General features: G+C 50.2%; 20 protein-coding genes and 5 tRNA genes. 17 read left to right on the top strand and 8 right to left on the bottom strand.

Translation table 11 applies throughout. From position 1 onward, the window contains the following. The first annotated feature begins 73 nt into the window (after positions 1 to 73). The 7 genes from ESZ91_RS00810 to ESZ91_RS00780 all read left to right on the top strand — a co-directional run bounded on the left by ESZ91_RS00810 (position 74) and on the right by ESZ91_RS00780 (position 6903). On the top strand, positions 74 to 1111 hold the full coding sequence (locus tag ESZ91_RS00810; protein ID WP_129223148.1) for a deoxyguanosinetriphosphate triphosphohydrolase: 1038 nt from the start codon (positions 74 to 76) through the stop codon (positions 1109 to 1111). After that, complete coding sequence (gene dnaG / locus ESZ91_RS00805) at positions 1111 to 2886, top strand: DNA primase (protein WP_129223146.1); 1776 nt, start codon at positions 1111 to 1113, stop codon at positions 2884 to 2886. Before ESZ91_RS00810 ends, dnaG begins: the two co-directional genes overlap by 1 nt. Positions 2887 to 2911: 25 nt before the next feature. Continuing rightward, positions 2912 to 3967, top strand: a complete 1056-nt coding sequence (gene rpoD, locus ESZ91_RS00800; protein WP_129223144.1) for an RNA polymerase sigma factor RpoD — start codon at positions 2912 to 2914, stop codon at positions 3965 to 3967. A 1-nt stretch (position 3968) separates the two neighbouring features. After that, the gene (locus ESZ91_RS00795; RefSeq protein WP_129223142.1) at positions 3969 to 4637 is read left to right on the top strand and encodes a tRNA (adenine(22)-N(1))-methyltransferase; all 669 of its coding nucleotides are present in this window, start codon (positions 3969 to 3971) and stop codon (positions 4635 to 4637) included. Next, positions 4615 to 5400, top strand: a complete 786-nt coding sequence (locus tag ESZ91_RS00790) for a Nif3-like dinuclear metal center hexameric protein (protein WP_129223140.1) — start codon at positions 4615 to 4617, stop codon at positions 5398 to 5400. The genes ESZ91_RS00795 and ESZ91_RS00790 overlap by 23 nt, the downstream gene beginning before the upstream one ends. Before the next feature lie 16 nt (positions 5401 to 5416). Then, positions 5417 to 6118, top strand: a complete 702-nt coding sequence (locus ESZ91_RS00785) for a zinc ribbon domain-containing protein (protein ID WP_129223138.1) — start codon at positions 5417 to 5419, stop codon at positions 6116 to 6118. 83 nt (positions 6119 to 6201) lie between these two features. Next, a complete protein-coding gene (locus ESZ91_RS00780; protein WP_129223136.1) occupies positions 6202 to 6903 on the top strand; it encodes a DUF421 domain-containing protein in 702 nt (233 codons plus the stop codon). 107 nt (positions 6904 to 7010) lie between these two features. Here ESZ91_RS00780 and ESZ91_RS00775 read toward each other — a convergent pair whose 3' ends face one another. The 7 genes from ESZ91_RS00775 to ESZ91_RS00745 form a co-directional block, all read right to left on the bottom strand. Further along, entirely contained in the window at positions 7011 to 7694 is a 684-nt protein-coding gene (locus ESZ91_RS00775) for a leucine-rich repeat domain-containing protein (RefSeq protein WP_129223134.1), read from the bottom strand. Next, entirely contained in the window at positions 7601 to 8473 is an 873-nt protein-coding gene (locus ESZ91_RS00770) for an InlB B-repeat-containing protein (protein ID WP_129223132.1), read from the bottom strand. Before ESZ91_RS00770 ends, ESZ91_RS00775 begins: the two co-directional genes overlap by 94 nt. 248 nt (positions 8474 to 8721) lie before the next feature. After that, positions 8722 to 8806, bottom strand: a tRNA-Tyr gene (locus tag ESZ91_RS00765). A 7-nt stretch (positions 8807 to 8813) separates the two neighbouring features. Then, positions 8814 to 8889: transfer RNA gene (locus ESZ91_RS00760), tRNA-Thr, on the bottom strand. A 7-nt stretch (positions 8890 to 8896) separates the two neighbouring features. Then, positions 8897 to 8972: transfer RNA gene (locus ESZ91_RS00755), tRNA-Phe, on the bottom strand. A 57-nt stretch (positions 8973 to 9029) separates the two neighbouring features. Then, positions 9030 to 9106, bottom strand: a tRNA-Asp gene (locus ESZ91_RS00750). 11 nt (positions 9107 to 9117) lie between these two features. Beyond that, positions 9118 to 9194: transfer RNA gene (locus ESZ91_RS00745), tRNA-Ile, on the bottom strand. Between the two features lie 201 nt (positions 9195 to 9395). On the opposite strand from ESZ91_RS00745, the gene ESZ91_RS00740 reads away from it, so the two are divergent. From ESZ91_RS00740 to ESZ91_RS00725, 4 genes are all read left to right on the top strand, one after another. Beyond that, positions 9396 to 9704, top strand: coding sequence for an STAS domain-containing protein (locus ESZ91_RS00740; protein WP_129223130.1), 309 nt, complete (start codon positions 9396 to 9398; stop codon positions 9702 to 9704). 13 nt (positions 9705 to 9717) lie between these two features. After that, the gene (spoIIAB, locus tag ESZ91_RS00735) at positions 9718 to 10170 is read left to right on the top strand and encodes an anti-sigma F factor (protein WP_129223128.1); all 453 of its coding nucleotides are present in this window, start codon (positions 9718 to 9720) and stop codon (positions 10168 to 10170) included. Continuing rightward, positions 10160 to 10885 (top strand): SigB/SigF/SigG family RNA polymerase sigma factor, encoded by a 726-nt coding sequence (locus tag ESZ91_RS00730; RefSeq protein WP_161970981.1) that lies wholly within the window; start codon positions 10160 to 10162, stop codon positions 10883 to 10885. Before spoIIAB ends, ESZ91_RS00730 begins: the two co-directional genes overlap by 11 nt. Positions 10886 to 11018: 133 nt before the next feature. Next, entirely contained in the window at positions 11019 to 11471 is a 453-nt protein-coding gene (locus ESZ91_RS00725) for a SpoVA/SpoVAEb family sporulation membrane protein (protein ID WP_129223124.1), read from the top strand. 46 nt (positions 11472 to 11517) lie between these two features. Here the strand turns inward: ESZ91_RS00725 and ESZ91_RS00720 are convergent, their stop codons facing one another. Beyond that, on the bottom strand, positions 11518 to 12924 hold the full coding sequence (locus ESZ91_RS00720; protein ID WP_129223122.1) for an amidophosphoribosyltransferase: 1407 nt from the start codon (positions 12922 to 12924) through the stop codon (positions 11518 to 11520). 130 nt (positions 12925 to 13054) lie between these two features. On the opposite strand from ESZ91_RS00720, the gene spoVAD reads away from it, so the two are divergent. The 6 genes from spoVAD (at position 13055) to ESZ91_RS00690 (ending at position 22466) form a co-directional block, all read left to right on the top strand. Next, entirely contained in the window at positions 13055 to 14050 is a 996-nt protein-coding gene (gene spoVAD / locus ESZ91_RS00715) for a stage V sporulation protein AD (RefSeq protein ID WP_129223120.1), read from the top strand. 5 nt (positions 14051 to 14055) lie between these two features. Continuing rightward, complete coding sequence (locus ESZ91_RS00710) at positions 14056 to 14436, top strand: SpoVA/SpoVAEb family sporulation membrane protein (RefSeq protein ID WP_201270830.1); 381 nt, start codon at positions 14056 to 14058, stop codon at positions 14434 to 14436. Positions 14437 to 14616: 180 nt separating this feature from the next. Beyond that, positions 14617 to 15681: a LacI family DNA-binding transcriptional regulator gene (locus tag ESZ91_RS00705; protein WP_129223118.1), complete on the top strand. Its 1065-nt coding sequence runs from the start codon at positions 14617 to 14619 to the stop codon at positions 15679 to 15681. Continuing rightward, positions 15678 to 18134: a glycoside hydrolase family 38 N-terminal domain-containing protein gene (locus ESZ91_RS00700; protein WP_129223116.1), complete on the top strand. Its 2457-nt coding sequence runs from the start codon at positions 15678 to 15680 to the stop codon at positions 18132 to 18134. Before ESZ91_RS00705 ends, ESZ91_RS00700 begins: the two co-directional genes overlap by 4 nt. Before the next feature lie 113 nt (positions 18135 to 18247). Beyond that, positions 18248 to 19483 (top strand): SGNH/GDSL hydrolase family protein, encoded by a 1236-nt coding sequence (locus tag ESZ91_RS00695; protein WP_129223114.1) that lies wholly within the window; start codon positions 18248 to 18250, stop codon positions 19481 to 19483. A gap of 7 nt (positions 19484 to 19490) precedes the next feature. Next, positions 19491 to 22466 carry a glycosyl hydrolase gene (locus ESZ91_RS00690; protein WP_129223112.1) on the top strand — a complete coding sequence of 992 codons (2976 nt, stop codon included), beginning with the start codon at positions 19491 to 19493 and terminating at the stop codon, positions 22464 to 22466. The last annotated feature ends 10 nt before the right edge of the window (positions 22467 to 22476 follow it).

Genomic DNA, 22476 nt, shown 5'->3' with positions numbered 1-22476 from the left:
TTTTCTTTGTGTCGAATTTATAATAAGGAAGGGTAAAAGGCACTTTTTTTGTTTTCAAAAGAAAGGGGAATCTATGCATAAAAATTTCGGCGTCAAAGAACGCACTTATCGGATGGAAGAAATGTTTTTCTCCCCGTTCGCGCAGAAATCCGCCCAAAGCCGCGGCAGGGCGCGGGAAGAAGATGCCTGCGATATGCGCACCGACTTCCAACGCGACCGCGACCGTATCATTTATTCCAAAGCCTTTCTGCGCCTGAAAAACAAGACGCAGGTCTTTTTTTCGCCCGAAGGCGACCATTTCCGCACGCGGCTCACGCACACCATCGACGTTTCGCAGATCGCGCGCTCCATTTCGCGCAGCCTCGCGCTCAACGAAGATCTGACCGAGGCGATCGCGCTCGGGCACGATCTCGGGCATACACCTTTCGGTCACGCGGGCGAGCGCGTTTTAAACAGCCTCAACCCTGCGGGCTTTTCCCATAACGAGCAGTCGCTCCGCGTGGTGGACGTGCTGGAAAAGGAAGGGGCGGGGCTCAATCTCACCTATGAGGTGCGCGACGGCATCGTGAACCACAAAAAGAGCGGCACGCCCGCCACTTTGGAAGGAAAGGCCGTTTCTCTCGCCGACCGCATCGCTTACGTCAATCACGACATTGAGGACGCGATCCGCGCGGGGCTTTTAAAAGCGGATGAACTCCCGGAAAGGGAGATCGCCGTGCTCGGCAATTCTTCGCGCGAGCGCATCAATACGATGATCACTTCCATCTACGAAAACAGCGTAGGGAAAAACCGTGTCATAATGGGCGAATGCGAGGCGGAAGCGTTGGAAAATCTGCGCGCTTTCATGTTCGACAGAGTGTATATCACGCCGCTTTCCATGAAAGAGGAGGAGCGCGCGAAACGCATGCTCTCGGGCATGTACGAATATTTTTTAAAAAACAGGGACAAGCTCCCCGCTTTTTATCGGGAGTTGTCGGAAAAATATCCGTTGGAACAGGTGATCTGCGATTATCTTTCTTCCATGACGGATAAATTCGCGATCGCGGTGTTCAATTATCTGTACGTGCCGCGTTCGTGGGCTTTAAGAGCGGAGGATATCGAAGAGATTTAATGTCGAAAGGATTGAGTCCCGAATTTTTACGGGAATTGAAAAGTAAGATCGATCTGGTCGAGTTGATCGGAAGTTACGTGCCCGTCGATAAAAAAGGCGGAAATTACTGGGCGCGCTGTCCTTTTCATCATGAAAAAACGCCCTCTTTTTCCATCAACGCCGCCGAACAGTTCTATCATTGTTTCGGTTGCGGCGTCAGCGGCGATGCGATCACGTTCGTGCGGGAGATCGAATCGGTGGACTTTATGGACGCCGTCAAGATCTTATGCGAACAAGCGCACATGCAACTTCCCGAAATGAATTTCGAAACGGAAAAGACGGTCGAGCAAAAGAAAAAACGCGACGAAATGTTAAAGATCATGCGCTCGGCCGCCCGTTTTTATCTCAAAAACCTCAATTCAGGGCGGGCGGACGCGCACGTGCAATACATTCTCGACCGCAAACTTTCCGCTTCCACCATCCGGAAATTCGGTCTGGGCGCGTCGCTGAATTTCGGCGATCTTCCCGAATATCTACTCGACAGCGGCTTTTCGCGCGAAAATATTCTCGACAGCGGCGCCGTCATCGAATCGGAAAAAAAACACCGTTTGGTGGACGCGCAGGGCGGTCGGCTCATCTTTCCCATCATCAACGCCATGGACGACGTCATCGCGTTCGGCGGCCGCGTTCTTGAAAAGACGGATTTCGCCAAATACAAAAATACGCGGGAGACCGCTCTGTTCGACAAGAGCAAAAATCTGTATAACATCAACCTTTTGAAAAAGGAAAAGAAAGCGACGGGCATCCGCGACATCATCATGGTGGAAGGGTATATGGATACCATTTCTCTCTATCAGGCGGGGTTTACCAACGTCGTCGCGAGCATGGGCACGTCGCTCACAAAGGATCAGGCGCGTCTGTGCAAACGCTACACCGACAACGTCTATATCTGTTACGACGGCGACGGCGCGGGGCAGAAAGGCGCCGTCCGCGGGTTGGAGATCATGAGGGACGAGCAGGTCAACGTGCGCGTCGTGCCGCTTCCCGAGGGATTGGATCCCGACGACGTCATAAAAAAATACGGCAACGAGGGCTATCAGAAGTGCCTTGACAGGGCGATGCCTCTCATCGATTTCAAACTGAGCCTTTTGAGCGGACAGTACGACGTTAACAAAACCGAAGAAAAACGCGCATACATCGCGGCGGCGCTCAAAGTGATCGCCGAGGCTGAGAGCGCGAGCGTCAAGGAAGATCTTTTGAAAATCGTGCGCGACAAGACGGGCACGACCTACGAGGCGCTCAAACGCGATCTGGAAAACGCGCCCGCGCAGCCGAGGAGCGAAACGCGCATCGAGCGCAAACTGGACGACGGCTCCGACCGCGTCGTGAAAGCATGCAGATTCATTCTCGCTTCCGTATTATTCCATGCGAAATATGCAAAGAATTTCGACATTTCGAGTGTCAGTTTTGACAATATTGTGCATAATAGGATAGCCGACTATATCAAAAATCAGCAGAATAAGGGCGAAACGGTGCGTGCGAGCGCGCTTTTTGAAATATTTGACGAAAATACGCCCGAACTTTCGGAGATTCTCGATCTGAGCATGGGCGACAATCTGGAAGGCGACGGCGCTGCGAAATATTTCGAGGACAGCCTGAAAATTCTGGAACGTGATCAGATCGAACGCGATTTAAAGGAACTGAGCGCCGTGTGCGACGCGGAAACCGACATCGCGCGGAAGAAAGAATACACAAGACAAATTTTGCAACTTACGATCAAACTGAAAAACTTTTAACATAAGCGGAGGATAAAATACTTACATGGCCGTATCCGAACAAAAATTAAACGAGATACTGAAAACGCTCATCGACGAATACCGTCGCAAGGGGAGCATCCCCACCGACGTTTTGTTCGACGTGCTGGAAAAAATAGACACCAGCGCCGACCAATTCGACTACGTCTACAAGGCGATCGGCGAGGCGGGCATTCAGATCGTGGACGAGGACGAACGCGACAGAGAACTTTTCGAACAGGCTCTCAAAGATATCGGGCTGGACGATCCCGTCAAAATGTATCTCAAAGATATCGGCAGAGTGCCGCTTTTATCTCCCGAGGAGGAGATCACGCTCGCGCAGCGTATGCAGGACGGCGACGAAGCGGCGAAAAAGCGTCTGAGCGAGGCCAACCTCCGACTGGTCGTTTCCATCGCGAAACGCTACGTGGGTAGGGGAATGCTCTTTCTCGATCTCATTCAGGAAGGCAATCTCGGGCTCATGAAAGCGGTGGAAAAATTCGATTATCAGAAGGGCTTTAAATTTTCCACCTACGCAACCTGGTGGATCCGCCAGGCCATTACCCGCGCCATCGCGGACCAGGCGCGCACCATCCGAATCCCCGTGCATATGGTCGAAACCATCAACCGCCTGACGCGCGCGTCGCGTATTCTGTTGCAGCAACTCGGCCGCGAGCCTACGCCCGCGGAGATCGCGAAAGAGTTGAACCTTCCCGAAGATAAGGTGCGCGAGATCCAGAAGATCGCGCAGGATCCCGTTTCTCTGGAAACGCCCATCGGCGAGGAAGAGGACAGCCATCTCGGCGATTTCATCGAGGACGACCGCGCGACCACGCCCAGCGATTCCGTGGCGTTCACCATGCTGAAAGAACAACTTTTGGGCGTGCTGGACACGCTCACCCCGCGCGAAGAAAAAGTGCTCCGCCTGCGCTACGGCATCGACGACGGCAAGCCCCGCACTTTGGAAGAGGTGGGCAAGGAATTCAACGTCACCCGCGAACGCATCCGCCAGATCGAGGCGAAAGCGCTTCGGAAACTGCGCCATCCCAGCCGCAGTAAAAAACTCAAAGATTTTCTCGATTAAGATGAAATATACCAAGCGGCTCTCCACGCTCTTTTCCGAACTCGAAAAATGCGAAAAATTTGCCGACGTCGGCTGCGATCACGGCTATTGCGCCGAATTTATGCTCGAAAGAGATCTGTGCGCGCACGCCGTTGTTTCCGACGTCAGCGCCGAAAGCCTGAAAAAAGCGCAGGTGCTGCTGGCAAATTACGCCGCGGCGGGCAAGGTGACTTCCGTCTGTTGCGACGGACTGGAAAAAATTCCGCGCGACTGCGATCTCGTTCTGATCGCGGGCATGGGCGGCGAGGAGATCGTAACGATTCTCAAAAACGGGTTTCTGCCCCGAAAACTTTTATTGCAGCCCATGAAAAATACGCGTAAGGTGCGCGAATATCTCTTGTCGCAGGGTATGGAAATGATCGCCGATTACACCTTTGCGGACGGCAAATTCTACGACTTGATCAAGGCGGAACAAACGGGCCGCGCGAGCGCATATTCCGAGAAAGAATTGGAGTTCGGGCGGGATAATCTATTGCGCCCCTCTGCCGATTTTCTTGAAAAACTGCGGACGGAGATCGAAAAAAAGAAAAAATATCTGCTTTCGCCCGTGGACGGGCAGGCGAGAGAAGAAATTACTCTTTCGCTGGAACGTTTGGAGGAGATAAACCGTGAAACTCGAAAATATATATAATATTCTGAACGCCGAAATTCCGCACGCGCTCAGCGACCGATACGTCGCCGCGTACGGCGGACACGACAACAGCGGCATTTTACTGAATACGGGCGAAGAGATCGAACGCGCCGTCTTTTCCCTCGATCTGTCCCGTGCGGCGATCGAACGCGCCGTTGTGCGCGGCGCGAAACTGATCGTCACCCATCATCCCGCGATCTACTATCCCGTATCGGAACTTTCCATCGCGGACGCAATGGGGAAAAAACTCCTCGATTGCGCTAAAAACGGCATATCCGTCGTCGCCATGCACCTCAACGCGGACTGCGCGCCGCGCGGCGTCGATTATTATCTCGCGCAGGCGGCAGGGGCGAGCGATGAAGAAAACGTGCCCGTGCAACCCGTCGAAGGGGGCGGCTACGGCAGAGTGTTCACTATTGCGGATATTACGGCAAAGGAACTCGCAAACACATTGCGGCAAACGCTCGGCGCCGAGCGCTTATGGGTTTTCGGCGGCGAACAAAAAATCGGCCGCGCAGCATCGTTTTGCGGCGCGGGCGTGGACGGCGATACGATAAAAATAGCGAAAGAACGCGGCGCGCAGGCGCTCATATCCGCCGATATCAAGCATAATTACATATGCGAAGCGCTGGACTTGGGAATGAATGTAATCGAACTCACGCATTACGCGAGCGAGAATTACGGTTTTCATAAAATATATCAAAATCTGAAAGATAAATTGGGCGTTGCGAGCGAGTATTGCGACGACGGATTTATGCTTTGAATAAGGAGATTGGATCATGATAATACAGGATTTATTGCGGTATCAGGAAACGGACGGCAAATTGAGAACGATTGAACAGGAGATCGCGGCGTCCGATGAAAGGAAAAAATATATGACGGCGCGCAAATTTTTGGAAAAAGCGCCCGAAAAACTCGAAGCGCTTGACGCAAAAGCCGCGGAACTCAAACATATTTTCGAATTGTTGACGGATAAGTACGCGGAGATCGCGGATACCATCAAAGACTACGAAAATCTCGACGAAATGGTGGAGCAGGGCGCGGAAGTTTCTTTTTATAAAAAGAACGCCTCGCAGATCATGGACAGTTTGAAAGCGCTCAAAGCGGAAATTTCCAAATTGTCGTCCCGCATCGAAGCGGCGAAAACGGAATTTGCGGCCGCCAAAAAACAGACCATCGCCATGCAGAAACAGTACAAGGAATACAGGGAAAAGTATCTCGAAGTCAAGAATGCCCGCGCGGACGAGATCAGCGCTATCGAAGCGGAATTGAATAAACTTTCCAAAAGCATTCCCGCGGAAACCATGGCAAAATACAATCTCAAACGCAAGGAGAAATTATTCCCCGTCGTCTGCGAAGTGCAGGGCAACCGTTGTCCGCAGTGCGGTATGGAACTTTCCATCGCGGAAATTTCCCAATTATCCGACGGAAAATTCGTCGAATGCGACAGTTGCCGGAGAGTTTTGTTTACAAAAAAATAGATCGGAAGAGGACGGAAATACCGTCCTCTTTTTTATGTATAAAAAATTCCGATTGATGAAAACTGTTAGAAAAAGGAGTTTTTATGTTATTCGGAATCCATCCCCTCGGCTGGGTGTTCATCAACTCATTCGTGGCATTTATTTACTTGTTTATCATCTCTAAAATTCTGGGCAAAAAGCAGATCGCTCAGTTGGAATTCATCGACTATACGGTGGGCATCTCTTTGGGCTCCATTGCCGCCGAAATGTCCTTCGATTCCGATACACCGTTCTATTACTATCTGATCGCAATGACTATCTTTTTCCTTTTGGCGCTGCTCGTGGCGATCGTCGGACGCAAGACCACTTTCTTCAAGCGTATATTAAAGGGCAAGCCTTCCACGCTCATCTACGAGGGAAAGATCGATTATAAACAGTTGAGCAAGAACAAGATCGACGTCAACGATCTTCTCTCTATGCTCCGCGAGAAAAATTATTTCGACGTGCGCGACGTGGCGTACGCGATCTTCGAACCGAGCGGAGAACTGTCAGTCCTTCCCAAGGGCAACCAGAAACCCGTCGTCATCGAAGACATCGACAAAGAGGCCGTCCAGCCCGCTTCACTGAGTAACGTTCTCATCGTCGACGGAGTCGTTTCCAAGTCGGGCTTGAGCGAACTCGGCAAAGACGTCAAATGGCTGTTCGAGCGGCTTGATATCCGCAGCAGGTACAAACTGAACGATATCATCTACGCCTCCTACGATTCGGAAAGCGATTCGTTCGACGTTCATTATAAAGATCGGTAAGGTATTATACAAAAAAGACGACACACGATCGTGTGTCGTCTTTTTTGCGGTGGAGAGGTAGTAATCTAAAACGAATTACAAAATAACTATTGCTCAAGTTATATCATTTAATGCTCGGCAAGATAATGTATTGTAAGATTATCACAGCCTGAAAATGCGTATATTCCAACTGTAACCTTATTATGAAAATACACTTCCTCTAAAGTTTTACAGTTTATAAAGGCATAATTGTTTACTTTTGTTACAGAAACATACCCACCTATAGCGGACATGTAATTGCCATAGTCGTCCAAAACATACAAATTTTCCGAATAATATATTGGGTTTGAATATTCATTTGAGAAACTTAAATTGAACCAATTTTCGAAATAATTATTATAGTAAACTTTATCAAGATTTACACAGTTATAAAAAGCACAATAACGAATATTTCTTACAGACTTTCCCAAAAAAATTTCCGTCAGATTTGAACACCCATTAAAAGCGAACTCTCCAATAAAGGTTAAATTGTTTTGTAGTGCTACTATCTCAATGTAATCATTTTCTTCGAATGCGTAATCCGCTATTTCTGTTACAGGTTTTTCATTTATAAAGTCTGGCACAATGACTTCTTTTTCAGCACCAATATATTCAATGATTATAATATCTATATCGGTCTCTGAATATATGTAATTAAAATCCCATTTAGCATATACAGTTATTGAATCTGTTTTGCTATATGGCGAAAGTGAAACACCTTTTTCATCTGATATGCACACTTCATCTTCCCCATTATTTGCAAACCATCCCAAAAAGGTATACCCTTGACGCGTTGTATGATGAGTTGATATTCGCTGTCAAATGTCACTTCGTCATAAGTTCTATTATCACTATAAGAACCACCCTCATAATTGTAATAAACTTTATATGTATTTGCTTCCCATTCTGCATTGACTTCTATATTGTCAGTGATAGGACATGACAAGTCATAATCCCAACCGATAAATGAATACCCTTCTTTTTGAGGCGCATTGGGAGTGGGGCACAACTGATTTTCTTCAACATATTTGTTCTCAATTATTGTACCGCCGAACGTGTCAAAAGTTATCGTATATACAGGATGTCTTCTTACATTTAATGTATATAAACGTGAACTTTCGCTGATTTCAGATGTAACCAGCAAATAGACATAATTATCGCCAACGGATAATTGTATTGTATTTGTCGTTATAGGCAATAAGCCATAAATATCAAGACTTAACTCCCAAGTAGAGTCAGGATTAACTTTAACTAATTCATTAAAAGTAAAAACCTCTTGAGAATTGGGAACAGAAATATATCCATTTTCATTATCAAAGGAAAACCCTTCAATAATTACCGATAAATCATCAATACTAGGCTCATCCGTATCGGATGTATCCGTATCAGGTTCTTCAGTGATAGGATCATCTGTGCCAGGTTCATCTGTACTGGGGGCTATATGAGAGGTATCGCCACTTGTTTTTTTGTTGCTATTGCAAGCAACCATAATGCTAACACAGGCAACACATAGAATTATACTTAATATGAGAACTATTGTCTTTTTTAACATAATCTTTTCTACCTGTTCCTACACATATTAGTATTATTATAGCAAAAATCAAGCGTATTTTCAAGTAAAAGCATATACCAAAACTAAAAATGGTACTATGGCGGGTGCTTGAATAAACGAACGCGCCGCTGCGCGGCGCGTGTTAAAGTATTTCATTTTATCGATGAATTGAGGGAAGAGGAGTGAATTTATAATAAATCACTTTATTGCAAAAAAACGAACACCTTTCGGGTGTCCGTTTTTTTAAGTGGTGGGAAGAGGTAGATTCGAACTACCGAAGTCGAAGACGTCAGATTTACAGTCTGATCCATTTGGCCGCTCTGGAATCTTCCCATATCGATGGAGCTGGTGATTGGAATCGAACCCACAACCTGCTGATTACAAATCAGCTGCTCTGCCAGTTGAGCTACACCAGCACGTTGTTGGTGCCTCGGGGCGGAATCGAACCACCGACACAGGGATTTTCAGTCCCTTGCTCTACCGACTGAGCTACCGAGGCATTTAAAAGCTTGCCTAACAGCCGATATATGCTATCAAACAAGCCCCTTAAAAAAAGTGGCGACCCGGAACGGGATCGAACCGTCGACCTCTAGCGTGACAGGCTAGCGTTCTAACCAGCTGAACTACCGGGCCGTATTTAAGGATGGTGGGCCTTCACGGACTCGAACCGCGGACCAATCGGTTATGAGCCGACCGCTCTAACCAACTGAGCTAAAGGCCCTTAAATACGGGTTGCGTTATCTCAATCACAACGCTTAGATATTATATGACATATAGAAAAAAATGTCAACTGTTTGTCTGCCGAAAAATTCAAAAAATTCCGAGTTTTTTTTCGACAAAAAAAAGTACGATTTTTTCTAATCTCGTAAAATGCGCGCGGCGCAGGGTGATATGATGATTAAAAACTTTCGGAGCGCTGTGTATGAACATTTCTTCTCAAAAGCAGGGCGCAGATCTATACATATACCTTTCGGGAGAACTGGACGAATACAACGCCTCTCTCGTTCGGGATAAAGTGGACGCGCTGATCGATGCAAATATTTCTTCGGAACGGGTTATCGTCAATCTCGCCGGCGTCAAATTTATGGATTCCACGGGCATCGGATTTCTGATAGGCCGATACAAAAAGTTGAAACGCTGTTCCACGCCCATGTATATTCAGGAACCAAATTTAAACGCGGATAAAATTCTCAATATCAGCGGCATATATTCCCTGATCCCCAAACTATAAAGGAGTCACGAACATGAAAAATCATATGAAACTTGAATTTTTATCCGTTTCCGAAAACGAACCTTTTGCCCGCAATACCATCGCCGCATTCTGCCTTTCGCTCAATCCCACGCTCGACGAACTTTCCGATATCAAGACCGCCGTCAGCGAGGCGGTGACCAACTGTATCGTTCACGCGTACAAAGGGGGAACGGGCACCGTCACCATCGAATGCGAAACGGACGGAAACGCCCTACATATTCAAATAACCGACAACGGCAAGGGGATCGAGGACGTGCCGCGCGCGCTCGAACCCTTTTATACCACACTGTCGGATGAGGAGCGTTCGGGAATGGGATTTACGATCATGCAGACGTTTATGAACGATTTTCGCGTACAGTCGAAAAAAGGTACGGGAACCACCGTTTTTATGTCCAAGTATTTCAACCGTAATGACGGGACGGATGAACTCGCCGATGCTGAGTGACGAAAAGACGCTCGAATATATACGTGCGGCGAAAGAGGGCGACTCTTTTGCCAAAGAAGAACTGATCACGCACAATACTTCGCTTATCAAGAGTATCGTCAAGCGTTATCTGAATAAGGGTGTCGACTACGACGATCTGTTTCAACTTGCGAGCATGGGGCTTTTGAAGGCGATCACGGGCTTCGACGAGAGTTACGGCGTCAAATTTTCAACCTATGCCGTGCCGATGATCGCGGGCGAGATCAAGCGTTTCATGCGCGACGACGGCTCGATCAAAGTATCCCGCGCGATCAAATTCGCGGCAAAAAACATGAACCGCTATATCGAGGATTTTTCCGCAGCGCACGGCAGGGCGCCTACCGTCAAAGAAATATCCAAGGAATTCGGCGTGGAAGAGAGCGAGGTCGTATTCACGCTCGGTTCCACGCGCATGCCGCTTTCCATCTACGATCAGAACGACTATAAGGACGAAAAATCGCGCGAACTTCTCGATAAACTGCCCGCCGTGGACAATCAGGAAGAGATGGTGGAAAAAATGCAGTTGAAAACCGCTTTGGAAAAACTTCCCGAGCGCGAGAAAAAGATCATCATGCTGCGGTATTTCCGCGATATGACGCAGAGCGAGGTCGCCGAAGTGATCGGCGTTTCGCAGGTGCAGATCTCGCGGATCGAAAACAAAATCGTAAGCGACATGAAAAAACAACTCAGTTGTTGAATATTTTTCCAATAAGATCCTCAAACTGTGAGTATGAAGAAACGAGCGCAGATTGCCGATGCTGCGGCAATGAAAGGGCGGGACGAGCGCGAGAGCTGTTTCCCCGACTTTATACACACGGAGGATAAAAACAATGCAGAAAAGTGAACTGAAACCCAATCAGAATTATCTCGAATACGTCAAGTCTTTTGCGGCTCCTACCCAGCATTTCAAGACGTGTTACCGCGCCTTTATCGTGGGCGGGGGGATCTGCTGTTTCGGTCAGTTTCTCCGCTTTATGTTCGAATACTGGGCGGGATTGCAGGGCGATGAACTTGCGGGCACCGTTTCCATCGTTCTCATCTTCTGCGGCGCGCTCTTGACCGGCCTGGGCGTGTACGACCGTATCGGGAAAAACGCGGGCGCGGGTTCGATCGTGCCCATTACGGGGTTTGCCAACAGCGTGGCATCTCCCGCTTTGGAATTCAAAACGGAAGGCTATATCTACGGACTTGCCGCGAAAATGTTCGTCGTGGCGGGCCCCATCATCGTTTTCGGCGTTCTTTCGGGCTCGATCGTCGGCATTATCTATTATTTTATCGGGTAAACGAAACCCCGCGGCCTTATGGGCGGCGGGGTTTTTATTTTAAAAATCAGTCTTTGCCGTTCCAGCAGTGTGTGCAGAATTTGCAGGCGGGAAGTCCCGTGGATGCGAGCATATCGTCGAGGCGATGATATTTCAGCGAATCGAATTTCAGTTCGCGGCGGATGGATTCGACCATCGTTTCGTATTCCGCGGAATCGGGGTTTGTGTAAGCGGAAACTCTTTCTTCGTTGTTTTCGCCTTCCAGTTCGGCGATCTTGCGCCGCGCGATCAGCTCGAGCGATGAGGAGGAGCGGGAAAAATTCAGATAGGGGCAGCCGTACAAAAGCGGCGGGCAGGCGAGGCGGATATGCACTTCTTTCGCGCCGTTATGATAGAGAAAATCTGTGATGCCGCGGATCTGCGTCCCGCGTACCAGCGAATCGTCGATGAGAACGAGTTTTTTGCCGCGGATCATGTCGTCGATGGGAATGAGTTTCATATGCGCGATCAGATCGCGTCTGCTCTGATTCTGCGGCATAAAGGAGCGCGGCCAGGTATGCGTATATTTGACGAAGGGGCGCGCCAAGGGCAGTTTGGAACGGTTCGCGTAGCCGATCGCGTGCGGCGTTCCCGAATCGGGCAGCCCCGCGACACTGTCCGCGACGATCGCGTCGTCGCGCCGCGCCAGCATATCGCCGCAGTTATAACGCATTTTTTCCACGTTCAGCCCCTCGTAGGAAGAGGCGGGATAGCCGTAATAGACCCATAAGAAAGTACAGATCTTCGTGGTGCCGCAGGGCGGGGCGATGACCTCGACGCCCTCCGCCGTGAGAAAGTCGATCTCGCCGGGGCCGAGTTCGCGATCGTGCGTATAGCCGAGATTGAGATAGGAGAAAGATTCGAACGCGACGCAGTGCGCGTTCGCCTTTTTTCCGAGCGCGACGGGCGTTCTTCCCATCTTATCTCGCGCGGCGTAAATGCCTTCGGGAACTAAAATGAGAATGGACATCGAACCTTCGATAACGCTCTGCGCATAGCGGATGCCTTCCGCGATGGTCGCTTTGCGGTTAATGAGCGCAGCCGTCAGTTCGGTCGCGTTGATGCTGCCGCCGCTCATTTCAAGAAAATGCGTCGCGCCTTCCGCGAACGCCTGTTTGACGAGTTGTTCGATATTGTTGATGCGCCCCACTGTCACGATGGCGAAATTGCCGAGATGCGAACGAACCAATAGGGGCTGCGGCTCGTTGTCGGATATACAGCCGATGCCCGCGTTTCCCTTCATTTCCTCGAAATCCCGTTCGAATTTGGTACGGAAGGGAGAGTTCTCGATATTGTGAATGGCGCGGTTAAACGCCCCGTTGCCGTAAACGGCCAAGCCGCCGCGCCTCGTGCCGAGGTGCGAATGGTAATCCGTTCCGAAAAACAAATCGAATACGCAATCTTTTTTGGATACTACGCCGAAAAATCCGCTCAATGTGTGTGCCTCCGAATGTATGGTTTGTAAATGGAATTAGATTATATCACAAATGCGCGGAAAAGTCAGCCAAACGGAATAAAAAAATCGAAGATACAAAAACTAACTAAAAACAGAAGGGTAGGTTGCAATGCAGGGTCATACCATTTATTTTGATAACAGACCGAAGATCATCGCCACGGCGACGGTCGCGGGACCGAAGGAAACGGAAGGGATCGTGGGTAAATACGTAGATCTTCCGCTCAATAACGATATGTTCAACGAAGAGACGTACGAAAAAGCGGAGCGCAAAATGCTCGCCTATGCCATCGAAAAGAGCATACAGAACGCCAATCTCGCCAAGGAAAAAGTCGATCTTTTGATTTCGGGGGATTTGCTGAACCAGATCATTTCGGCAAGTTTCGCGGCGCGTCAGTTCGGCATTCCCTTTCTGGGCGTGTACAGCGCCTGCTCTACGATGAGCGAGGCGTTCGCGCTGAGCGCTTCCATGGTCAACGCGGGATACGCGGATACGGTCGTCGCCGCGACGGGCAGTCATTTTTCTTCGGCGGAGCGGCAGTACCGCTATCCTTTGGAATTGGGCTGTACGCGTCCCCCGCAGTCGCAGTGGACGGTAACGGGAGCGGGAAGCGCGGTCATTTCAAATAAAGGCGAAGGCGTTTCCATCACTGCCGCCACTTTCGGGAAGGTCGTGGATTTCGGCGTGACCGACGTCAACAATATGGGCGCCGCGATGGCGCCCGCCGCGGCGGACAGCCTTCTCACGCATTTTAAAGATACGGGGCTTGCGCCCGAAGATTACGATCTGATCTTGACGGGCGACCTCGGGGCGCTGGGCAGCCGTATCCTCAAAGATCTGATGTGGGAAAAGGGCGTGGATATTTCCGCCAATCACGTGGACTGCGGCGAGGTCATTTATAAAGTGATCGAAGACGAGTTCCAGGGAGGCAGCGGCGCGGGTTGCAGCGCAGTCGTCTTTAATTCTTATATATATGATAAAATGATGCGACGGGGCGAGATCAAAAAAGTGCTGTTTGCGGCGACAGGCGCGCTTTTATCCACGACGTCCTCGCAGCAGGGGGATTCCATTCCTTGTATCAGTCACGCGGTCGTATTGGAGAGGTAATTACAATGAATCAATATCTGGAAATCATACTCATGTTTGTCAAAGCGTTTCTCGTAGGGGGCGCGATCTGTCTGATCGCGCAGGTGATCATCAATTTCACCAAACTGACCGCGGGGAAGATTTTAGTGTACTTCATGCTGGCGGGCGTGGTTTTGCAGGCGCTCGGGCTGTATCAGTATCTCGTGGATTTCGCGGGCGCGGGCGCGACCGTCCCCATTTCGGGCTTCGGTTATCTGCTGGCGAACGGCGCCATCCGCGGCGCGCAGAAAGGTCTGTTTTACGCGGTCACGGGTTCGCTCGCGGCGGCGAGCGCGGGCGTCACTGCAGCGGTCGTCTTCGCGTTTATCTTTGCGCTCATCTTCAAATCGCACAGCAAAAAGAACTGATTACAGATCGGCGGGGAAACCCGCCGATTTTTTTGTGACGACAATATGACCAAAAAATTTTTTCATGAATTTTCAAAACAGGTATTGACAAGACGCATATGCGGTGCTATAATGAAATCAATGTTAGCGTTAACATATCATAAAACAGCGTATTTTTATTGTTTTTAGTGGAGAATAGCAGTGGTCAATATCAAAGACGTGGCAAAAAAGGCGGGCGTTTCGATGATGACGGTTTCCAGAGTCATCAACGACAACGGCGCGGTCAGCGCCGAAACCCGCAAAAAAGTAGAGCAGGCGGTCAAAGATCTGGATTACATTCCCAATCAGATCGCCAAAAGCCTGGTCAACGCTTCGTCCCGAACGGTCGGGGTCCTGTTTTCAAACATTTTTAACCCCGTCTATTCGAGCATTATTTCCGGTATCGAGAGCCGCGCGCACGAGAGCGGATACAATATCATCATCAGCAACGCGACCGATTATCAATCGTCCGTGCAGGCGCTCAATATGCTGGTCAGCAAGATGATTGACGGTCTGATCATTCTTCCCGTCGAGCCCAAGGGAATGAATAACGGACTTTCGTCCAAACATGCTTTGGGAGAAATGTGGCAGTTTTACGAGGATTTGAAAAATCTGCTCGCCCGCAGGAATCTGCCTTGCGTGGTCATTGACATCGATATCAACAGCGATCTGGTCGAATACGTCTGCCACGATTATACAAAGGCGGCGCGCATAGGCATTCAATATTTGATCGGCGCGGGTTTCCGCAAGATTTTTCAGATCAACAGCGAACTCAAAGAGGGACTGTGGAAAGACAGACAGGACGTTTATGAAAAGGAAATGCGTGCAGCGGGACTTGAATCGGAGATCCGCGTAGAATATTGCGCCAATTCGACCGAGGACTCGTTTGATCTGGTGCGGCGGCTTTTGGAAAACGGAGACGTTCCCGAGGCATTTTACTGCGCCAACGATATTCTGGCGATCGGCGCCATGCAGGCGATCCATTCCTGTTCCATGAGCATCCCCAAAGATATTTCCGTCATGGGCAACGACGGGATATATGTGGGGGAAATGATCATCCCCGCGTTGACGACCGTGGATATCGACAGTCTGAAAGTGGGGGAGCGGGCGATGGAAGCGTGTCACAATTTTATCGAGGGAAGAAGAACAAAACATAAAATATTGATCGAACCGCGCCTTCTGCGGCGCAAATCGGTAACGGAAAAAACGCAAGGAAATATTGTATGAAGAAATTGCATCTTTTGAGCAACGCGCATCTCGATCCTGTCTGGCAATGGCGCTGGCAGGAGGGCGTGGGCGCGGCGATCACCACTTTTTCCGCCGCGGCGGATTTCTGCGAAGAATTCGAGAATTACATATTCTGCCATAACGAGGCGATCCTGTATCGGTGGATCGAAGAAAACGATCCAGCGTTGTTTTGCCGTATTCAAAAACTGGTGGCGGAAGGCAAGTGGCACATTATGGGCGGTTGGTATTTGCAGCCCGACTGTAATATGCCGTCGGGAGAAAGTCTGATACGCCAGATTCAAACGGGACTGGAATATTTCCGTGAAAAATTCCCGACCTTTCAGAAACCCGAAGTCGCGATCAATTTCGACAGTTTCGGGCATACGAGAGGTTTGGTGCAGATTTTGCAGGACGCGGGATACCGCGGTTACGTCTGTATGCGTCCCGAATCTGCGGACGGCGACCGCAATCAGATATGGAAAGGGTTTGCGAACAGCAGCGTCATCGTCTATCGCGTCTTTGCCGCATATAACACACTCTTGGGGCAGGTAGATAAAAAACTCGAACCTTTTCTGGCTCGTTTCGGCGATATGGATGAAGGGCTGTTCCTGTGGGGAGTAGGAAATCACGGGGGCGGGCCATCCCGAAAAGATTATCAGATCATCGAAGAACTGAAAAAGAAATATCCGCAGACGGAGATCGTCCATTCTACGCCGGAAGCGTATTGGCGGGAGATCGAGAAAAAGAGAGACGGTTTTGCCGACGCGGGGGATCTGAACCACGTAAATATGGGGTGCTATACCTCGATGATCCGCATCAAGCAACTGCATCAGCGTCTGGAAAACGAATTGGCGCGCGCGGAAAAAATGGCTGCGCATGCTGCAATGTTCGGCGCGAAGTTCGATGATTCCGCATTTCGCCGCGCCGAAGAAGATCTGATGTTCTGCGAATTTCACGATATACTGCCCGGCTCTTGTATTCAGAGCGCGGAGGAAGACGCGATCGTGCACCTTTCGCACGGCATTGCGGAAGCGGAGAAAATACAACTGAAAGCGTTTTTCGCACTGTCGGGCGGGCAGCCCAAGGCGGAAAGCGGAGAATATCCGATCCTCGTCTACAACCCGCATCCTTTCGCGGTGCGGCGCGACGTCGAATGCGAATTCATGCTCGCCGACCAGAATTGGAGCGAAGAAGAGTTTTACGACGTAAGCGTGCATTGCAACGGAGAAAAAATTCCCTGTCAGTTGGAAAAAGAGAGCAGCAATCTGCCCTTGGATTGGCGCAAAAAAGTTGTTTTTTCCATCGAAATGCAGCCTTTTTCCATGAACCGTGTGCGCGTGTTTACGCAGCGTAAGCCCGTTCGGCCTCGAATGCTCGGTGATATTTCAGACGATCTGCTCTTTGACAACGGCGAACTTCGCGTCCGTATTTCTGCAAAGACGGGACTCGTCGAATCGATCGAGGCGGGCGGGAAGCAATATCTGGAAGAATCGTTTTCTTTACAGGTGATCGAAAACTACTGCGATCCCTGGGGCTTTCATTACGACGACTATCAGAAAGACCTCGGGGCGTTCAGATTGCTGAACGAGCAGGAATCCGCCGCGTTTGCTGCTGTGGCAAAGGAACGTCTTTCACCTGTGCGCGTGATCGAGGACGGCGAGGTACGCACCGTCGCGGAATCGCTTTTCGGATATCGGAGCAGCCGCGCAGCGGTTCGGTATATCCTGCCTAAAAAGGGGACTGTCGTGCGGGTACAGATCGACTTGTATAACAACGAAAAGGATATCAAACTCAAAATGCGCGTGCGGACAGCGCTCAAAGACGCTTGTCTGAAAGGCCGCACTGCCTTTGGTATGAATGTGTTGCCGCAGTCGGGCGGAGAAGTGGTCGCGCAGGATTACGTCGTCACCGCCGACGCGGAAAGGGCTGTTTCGGCCATTCATTTCGGCACGTACGGATTAAGCACCCGCGAAAACGAATTGAATTTTACGCTATTGAACAGTTCCGCTTATTGCGCGCATCCCATCGACGATCGCGTCATTATGATGACCGACCGTTTCGGAGCCCGTATCGACCAGGGCGAGCGTCATTTCGAATTCGAATTGAATTTTTCGTCTGCCGAGTCGCGTTGGGGACAGATCGAAAAGGAAAGCCAGATCGCGCACCAGCAGCCCTATGCGATCAGCTATTTTCCTACGGGCAACGGAAAGACTTGCGGCGGCATGATTCAAATTTCGGAGCCGTCCGTAGCGTTGACCGCGTGCAGACCTTCGCGGAATAAGGACGCGCTCCTGATCCGTCTGTACAATTCTCTCGATCGGGAAAACGAAACGGACGTGATCCTCGTAGCGGACGGAGCCCGTAAAACCGTATCGTTTTTGCCGTATCAGTTCAAAAGTTTTCTGATCCGAGACGGTAAATGGATCGCTTGCAATTGTCTGGAAGAAGAATGATAATTTTTTCAGGTCTTTGTTAGCGTTAACATTATAAAAATGGGTACCCATTTTTTGTGCGGCGCGCGCCGCACAAAAATCTAACTAACAGTAAAAAAAAGGCGAGGTAAGCGATGAAAAAATTTTTTGCGGTAATTTTGTCGATGCTGTTGACTGCGGCGACATGTGCGGGATGCGCGCCGAAAGAACAAAAAAAATACGGCGAGGAAGAAATGAGAACTCCGTTTTGGACGCAGGATACCATGTACAACGAATCTGTCCTTTTAACGCGGGGCAAGGACGAGCGTCTCGCGCAGGGAAATCTGGCTTTCGAGCCGAAAGGGCGCGTGAAAATCACCGATCCTCTCATGCAGATAGTTTATGAAGAAGGGAAAGATTTCACGATGGAAGGCAGGACGATCCGCGCGACGGAAAATACTTCCATGCCATGGCTGGAAGAAAAAGTGCTTTTCGGCATCGATATGCCCGAAGGTAAAGGGCTTTCGACACAGCCCGTATCCGAGGCAGGCGCGGCGAAAGGATACGAAAGCGTTCTCTATACCGAAAGCGCCTTTTTGATTGAAAATCAGGTGCTTGTCACATACGATTACGACCGCCGAGAATTCGATTCAAAAGTCATACCCGCCTATCAGGGCGAAAAACTTCCGAATACCTTGCAAAAACTGCAAAACAAGGAAACGGTGGATATCATCGCTTTCGGCGACAGTATTTCCACGGGCTGCAATTCGACGGGCGGAGGTCTGCAATCTGTGTATGACGATACCTATCCAGGCAATTCCGTTTATCTGCCTTTCGACCGCGCGCCGTACACGCCTACGTTCCCCGAAATGTTTGCGAGCGGTCTGGCTGCACATTACGGTGCGGAAACTACGATATTCGGCGCGGCGATGGGCGGGCAGACGAGCGACTGGGGAGCGAAAAATGCCGCGCGCCGTGTCGTCAATCCCGATATGGGATACGATCCCGACCTCGTCACCATAACGTTCGGCATGAACGACGCTACTTTGAGCGTGCCCTTGGATACGTTTGAAGAGAATATGTTGAAGATCATCGACGACATCCGCGCCGCTTCCTCGAAACAGGTGGAATTCATTCTTATCGGCACTATGCTCGCCAATCCCGACGCTGTACAATGCACGAATCAGGAGGCGTATTGGCCGATCCTGCAAAAGGTTGCGGATGCACGGGAGGGCGTCGCAGCGGTGGACATGGGCGGTATGCACGCGTTCTTTTTACAGCACAAAAATTTTCAGGATATGATCGCGAACAATATCAATCATCCCAACGATTTTTTGATCCGTATGTACGCGATGAATTTACTGGCAACTTTGATCGACTATCAAGCGTAAAGGAATTATGGAAAACAAAAACTTTAAACCGACTGTATTTTGGGCATGGAACGGCGAGATGGAGGATTCGCAGATTTGTTCTCAGATCAGCGAATTTGCCGAGGCGGGCATCGGAGGGCTGCACCTGCACGCCCGCGCGGGTCTGCGCATCGAATATCTCGGGGATGCGTGGCTGCACGCTTACCGTACGGCGATCGAGGCTTGCAAACGATACGGCGTCGACGTATGGATATATGACGAACAGGGCTGGCCGAGCGGTTTCGCTGGCGGAAAAGTCAACGCTTCGGGACAGGATTTTCTTTTGAAATATCTCAGTCTCTCCCGCCTATCGGATAAATCGAAATCCGACCGCCTTCTCGCCGCATACCGAAAGACGGAGCAGGGATATCAAAGAACGGCGCAAATCGAAAACGCCGATCTGTATATATATTTTGAAGTGCAGGAACATTATGTAGATCTGCTCAATCCTGCCGTCACGCAGGAATTCATCCGTTGCACGCATGAAGTATACAAAAAACATTTCGGGCAGGAGTTCGGGAAAACGATCAAGGGCGTATTTACCGACGAACCGCAGATCCACGTTTCCTCCCGCGCATGGAGCGTAGAACTCCCCGCGCTCTATCGCGAGCGCTACGGGGAAGACGTGCTGGACGGCCTTTACCTTCTTTTCGAGGAACAAGGCGAAGCATATCAGACGTTTCGCTACCGCTATTACTCGCTCGTCCGCGAAATGTTCGTGCAAAACTATACCGTGCAGATCGGCGAATGGTGCGAACAAAACGGTCTGATCTTGACGGGGCATTTTGCGGGAGAAGAGGGGCTTTGCGTGCAGGTCGCGTCCAATACGGGCGTTATGCCGCATTACGAGTTCATGCGTCAGCCGGGTATCGACCATCTGGGAAGGCGGCTCAATCCGCTGCTGTTATTGAAACAGGTGCAGAGCGTGGCGGCACAACTGGAAAAAAAGCGGATCCTTTCGGAAACGTATGCCTGTACGGGCAACGGCGTGAGTTTTCGAGATCTGGCGTGGATCTGGAATTATCAGGCGGCGTTCGGCGTCAATATGCCCTGTATGTCCATTTCCATGTACCGTCTCGGCGGCGTCAGAAAGCGCGATTATCCCGTCTTTCTCTCTCCGCAGCAGCCATGGTGGCAAGAGTTTGCGCCTTTCAACCGTTATTTAAAAAATACTTCCGAATTCGTTTCAGAAGGCATCTATCGGGCGGACGTGCTGTTGATCTCCGCGACCGACAGCGCGCTGGAAGAGCCGATCTGTTCCGTGAAACAAAAAAATCAATCCGCGCGGTATCGGAGGCTGGCGGAAGATCTCGTTTATTTGCAGATTCCCTATGATATCGGAGACGAAACGATTTTGAAAAGGCATGCGGCAGTGCGGGGCGATTCGCTGATCGTAGGCGCGTGCAGTTACGGCGTCGTCGTTCTTCCCGAACTGGACAATATAGAACTTTCGACCGTCGAACTTTTGGAAAGGTTTTCGAACGCGGGCGGAAAGATCGTCTGCATGACGCGGCTGCCGTCGCGCGTGGAGGGAAAGATTGACGAAGAAAGTCTTGCCCGCCTTCGATCTCTCGGCATCGAGATCATTCAGCAGCGGCGGGGGATCATCGAAAAATATTTTGCAAGACAATCGTTTCAAAGAAAGATCTGGTTCTGCGACGAGAGCGGAAAAACTACCGACGCGCTCATATGCAATTTCCGCGAAACGCAGGAAGGAAAAAACGTCGTCGCATTCAACCCCTCCGCCGCTACGCGTGTGAAAGGTATGCTTTGCGCAAAGGGGTACGGGCAGTTTTATCGGTTCGACGCGGTTTCCGGTAAAGAGAGCGAACTTTCCACGCGCTGGTCGCAGGGATTCAGTTATACCGAATGCGAAATTGCGGCAAAGGACGCCCTGTATTGCCGTTTCAGAAAAAACGCCGCGCCCGTCGCTTTCGATATACGGGAAGAATGCGCGAAAGACGTGGATTTTCACCTTGTGCATATCGAAGACAATCATTGTACGCTCGATTTCGGCAGATACAGATTGAACGGCGAAGATTATTCCCCCCGTATGCCCCTCGTGAAAATGCTCGATGAAATGTACGGGCGGGCAGAGACTTACGGCAAGGAATGCAAGATTTCCGTGGAATACACTTTCGAATGCGAAGAAACGCCGTCGCGCCTGTTTTTGGCTGCGGAAAGCGAGCATGCGCAGGAAATCATGGTCAACGGAAAAAAGTTGCCCTGCGAAACGGCGGAACGTTTTTTGGATCGGGATTTCAGAAAATACGACATCGCGCCCTATGTGCGGGAAGGAATCAATACGATCGTTCTCGTCTTTACCATTCGTCCGCTGCGGCTCGGGTTCGATTTGAAAACGGCGCACGACGCGATCCGAAATAAATTCAGCTATCCCGTCGAAGCGGAAAGCGTCTATCTCATCGGTGATTTTTCCGTTCAGCCGAAAGGCGCGGTCACGGAAAATATTTCGTATATCCGTACGGAAGACGGTTTTCGCCTGACGCGGCAAAAACCTTTGCCCTCGCGGGGCGATCTGACGTCCTGCGGGCGATGGTTTTACGCCGGCAATGCCGAATATGAATTTTCTTTTGAAAAAGAGGCGGGTAAAACTTTTCTGCGGATGGAAAAATACGCGGGCGCGGCTGCCGCCGTGCAGGTAAACGGCAAAAAAGCGGGCTTGGTCTTTTTGCCCGACGATATGATGGAACTGACGCCGTATCTCGGCGAGGGCAAGAATACCGTCAGAATCATTTTGCTCGGAACGCTTAGGAACCTGCTGGGTCCGCATCATCACTTCAAGGGAGAGCCCGAATACACGGGTGTGCATACGTTCACGGGCGAATACGGAAACGGCGCGATAGAGGATCTGTCCGGTGAAGAAGCGCCGGACGCCGTTTGGACGGATTCCTATAATTTCATTCCGTTCGGGATCTACCGAATGAAACTGATACATCAAAAATAATCAATCGGAG

This window comes from Candidatus Borkfalkia ceftriaxoniphila (assembly GCF_004134775.1).
GTDB lineage: Bacteria > Bacillota > Clostridia > Christensenellales > Borkfalkiaceae > Borkfalkia > Borkfalkia ceftriaxoniphila.
The sequence above is the reverse complement of the archived record's forward strand: the minus strand, read 5'-3'. Positions and strand labels throughout refer to the sequence as shown.

Bases quoted from the DNA above. Each gene is read 5' to 3' on its own strand.
- ESZ91_RS00785 (WP_129223138.1), top strand. From the start codon at position 5,417: ATGATAATACAGGATTTATTGCGGTATCAGGAAACGGACGGCAAATTG.
- ESZ91_RS00695 (WP_129223114.1), top strand. From the start codon at position 18,248: ATGAAAAAATTTTTTGCGGTAATTTTGTCGATGCTGTTGACTGCGGCG.
- ESZ91_RS00725 (WP_129223124.1), top strand. From the start codon at position 11,019: ATGCAGAAAAGTGAACTGAAACCCAATCAGAATTATCTCGAATACGTC.
- ESZ91_RS00730 (WP_161970981.1), top strand. From the start codon at position 10,160: ATGCTGAGTGACGAAAAGACGCTCGAATATATACGTGCGGCGAAAGAG.
- spoIIAB (WP_129223128.1), top strand. From the start codon at position 9,718: ATGAAAAATCATATGAAACTTGAATTTTTATCCGTTTCCGAAAACGAA.
- spoVAD (WP_129223120.1), top strand. From the start codon at position 13,055: ATGCAGGGTCATACCATTTATTTTGATAACAGACCGAAGATCATCGCC.
- rpoD (WP_129223144.1), top strand. From the start codon at position 2,912: ATGGCCGTATCCGAACAAAAATTAAACGAGATACTGAAAACGCTCATC.
- dnaG (WP_129223146.1), top strand. From the start codon at position 1,111: ATGTCGAAAGGATTGAGTCCCGAATTTTTACGGGAATTGAAAAGTAAG.
- ESZ91_RS00780 (WP_129223136.1), top strand. From the start codon at position 6,202: ATGTTATTCGGAATCCATCCCCTCGGCTGGGTGTTCATCAACTCATTC.
- ESZ91_RS00795 (WP_129223142.1), top strand. From the start codon at position 3,969: ATGAAATATACCAAGCGGCTCTCCACGCTCTTTTCCGAACTCGAAAAA.
- ESZ91_RS00710 (WP_201270830.1), top strand. From the start codon at position 14,056: ATGAATCAATATCTGGAAATCATACTCATGTTTGTCAAAGCGTTTCTC.
- ESZ91_RS00740 (WP_129223130.1), top strand. From the start codon at position 9,396: ATGAACATTTCTTCTCAAAAGCAGGGCGCAGATCTATACATATACCTT.
- ESZ91_RS00810 (WP_129223148.1), top strand. From the start codon at position 74: ATGCATAAAAATTTCGGCGTCAAAGAACGCACTTATCGGATGGAAGAA.
- ESZ91_RS00770 (WP_129223132.1), bottom strand. From the start codon at position 8,473: ATGTTAAAAAAGACAATAGTTCTCATATTAAGTATAATTCTATGTGTT.
- ESZ91_RS00700 (WP_129223116.1), top strand. From the start codon at position 15,678: ATGAAGAAATTGCATCTTTTGAGCAACGCGCATCTCGATCCTGTCTGG.
- ESZ91_RS00690 (WP_129223112.1), top strand. From the start codon at position 19,491: ATGGAAAACAAAAACTTTAAACCGACTGTATTTTGGGCATGGAACGGC.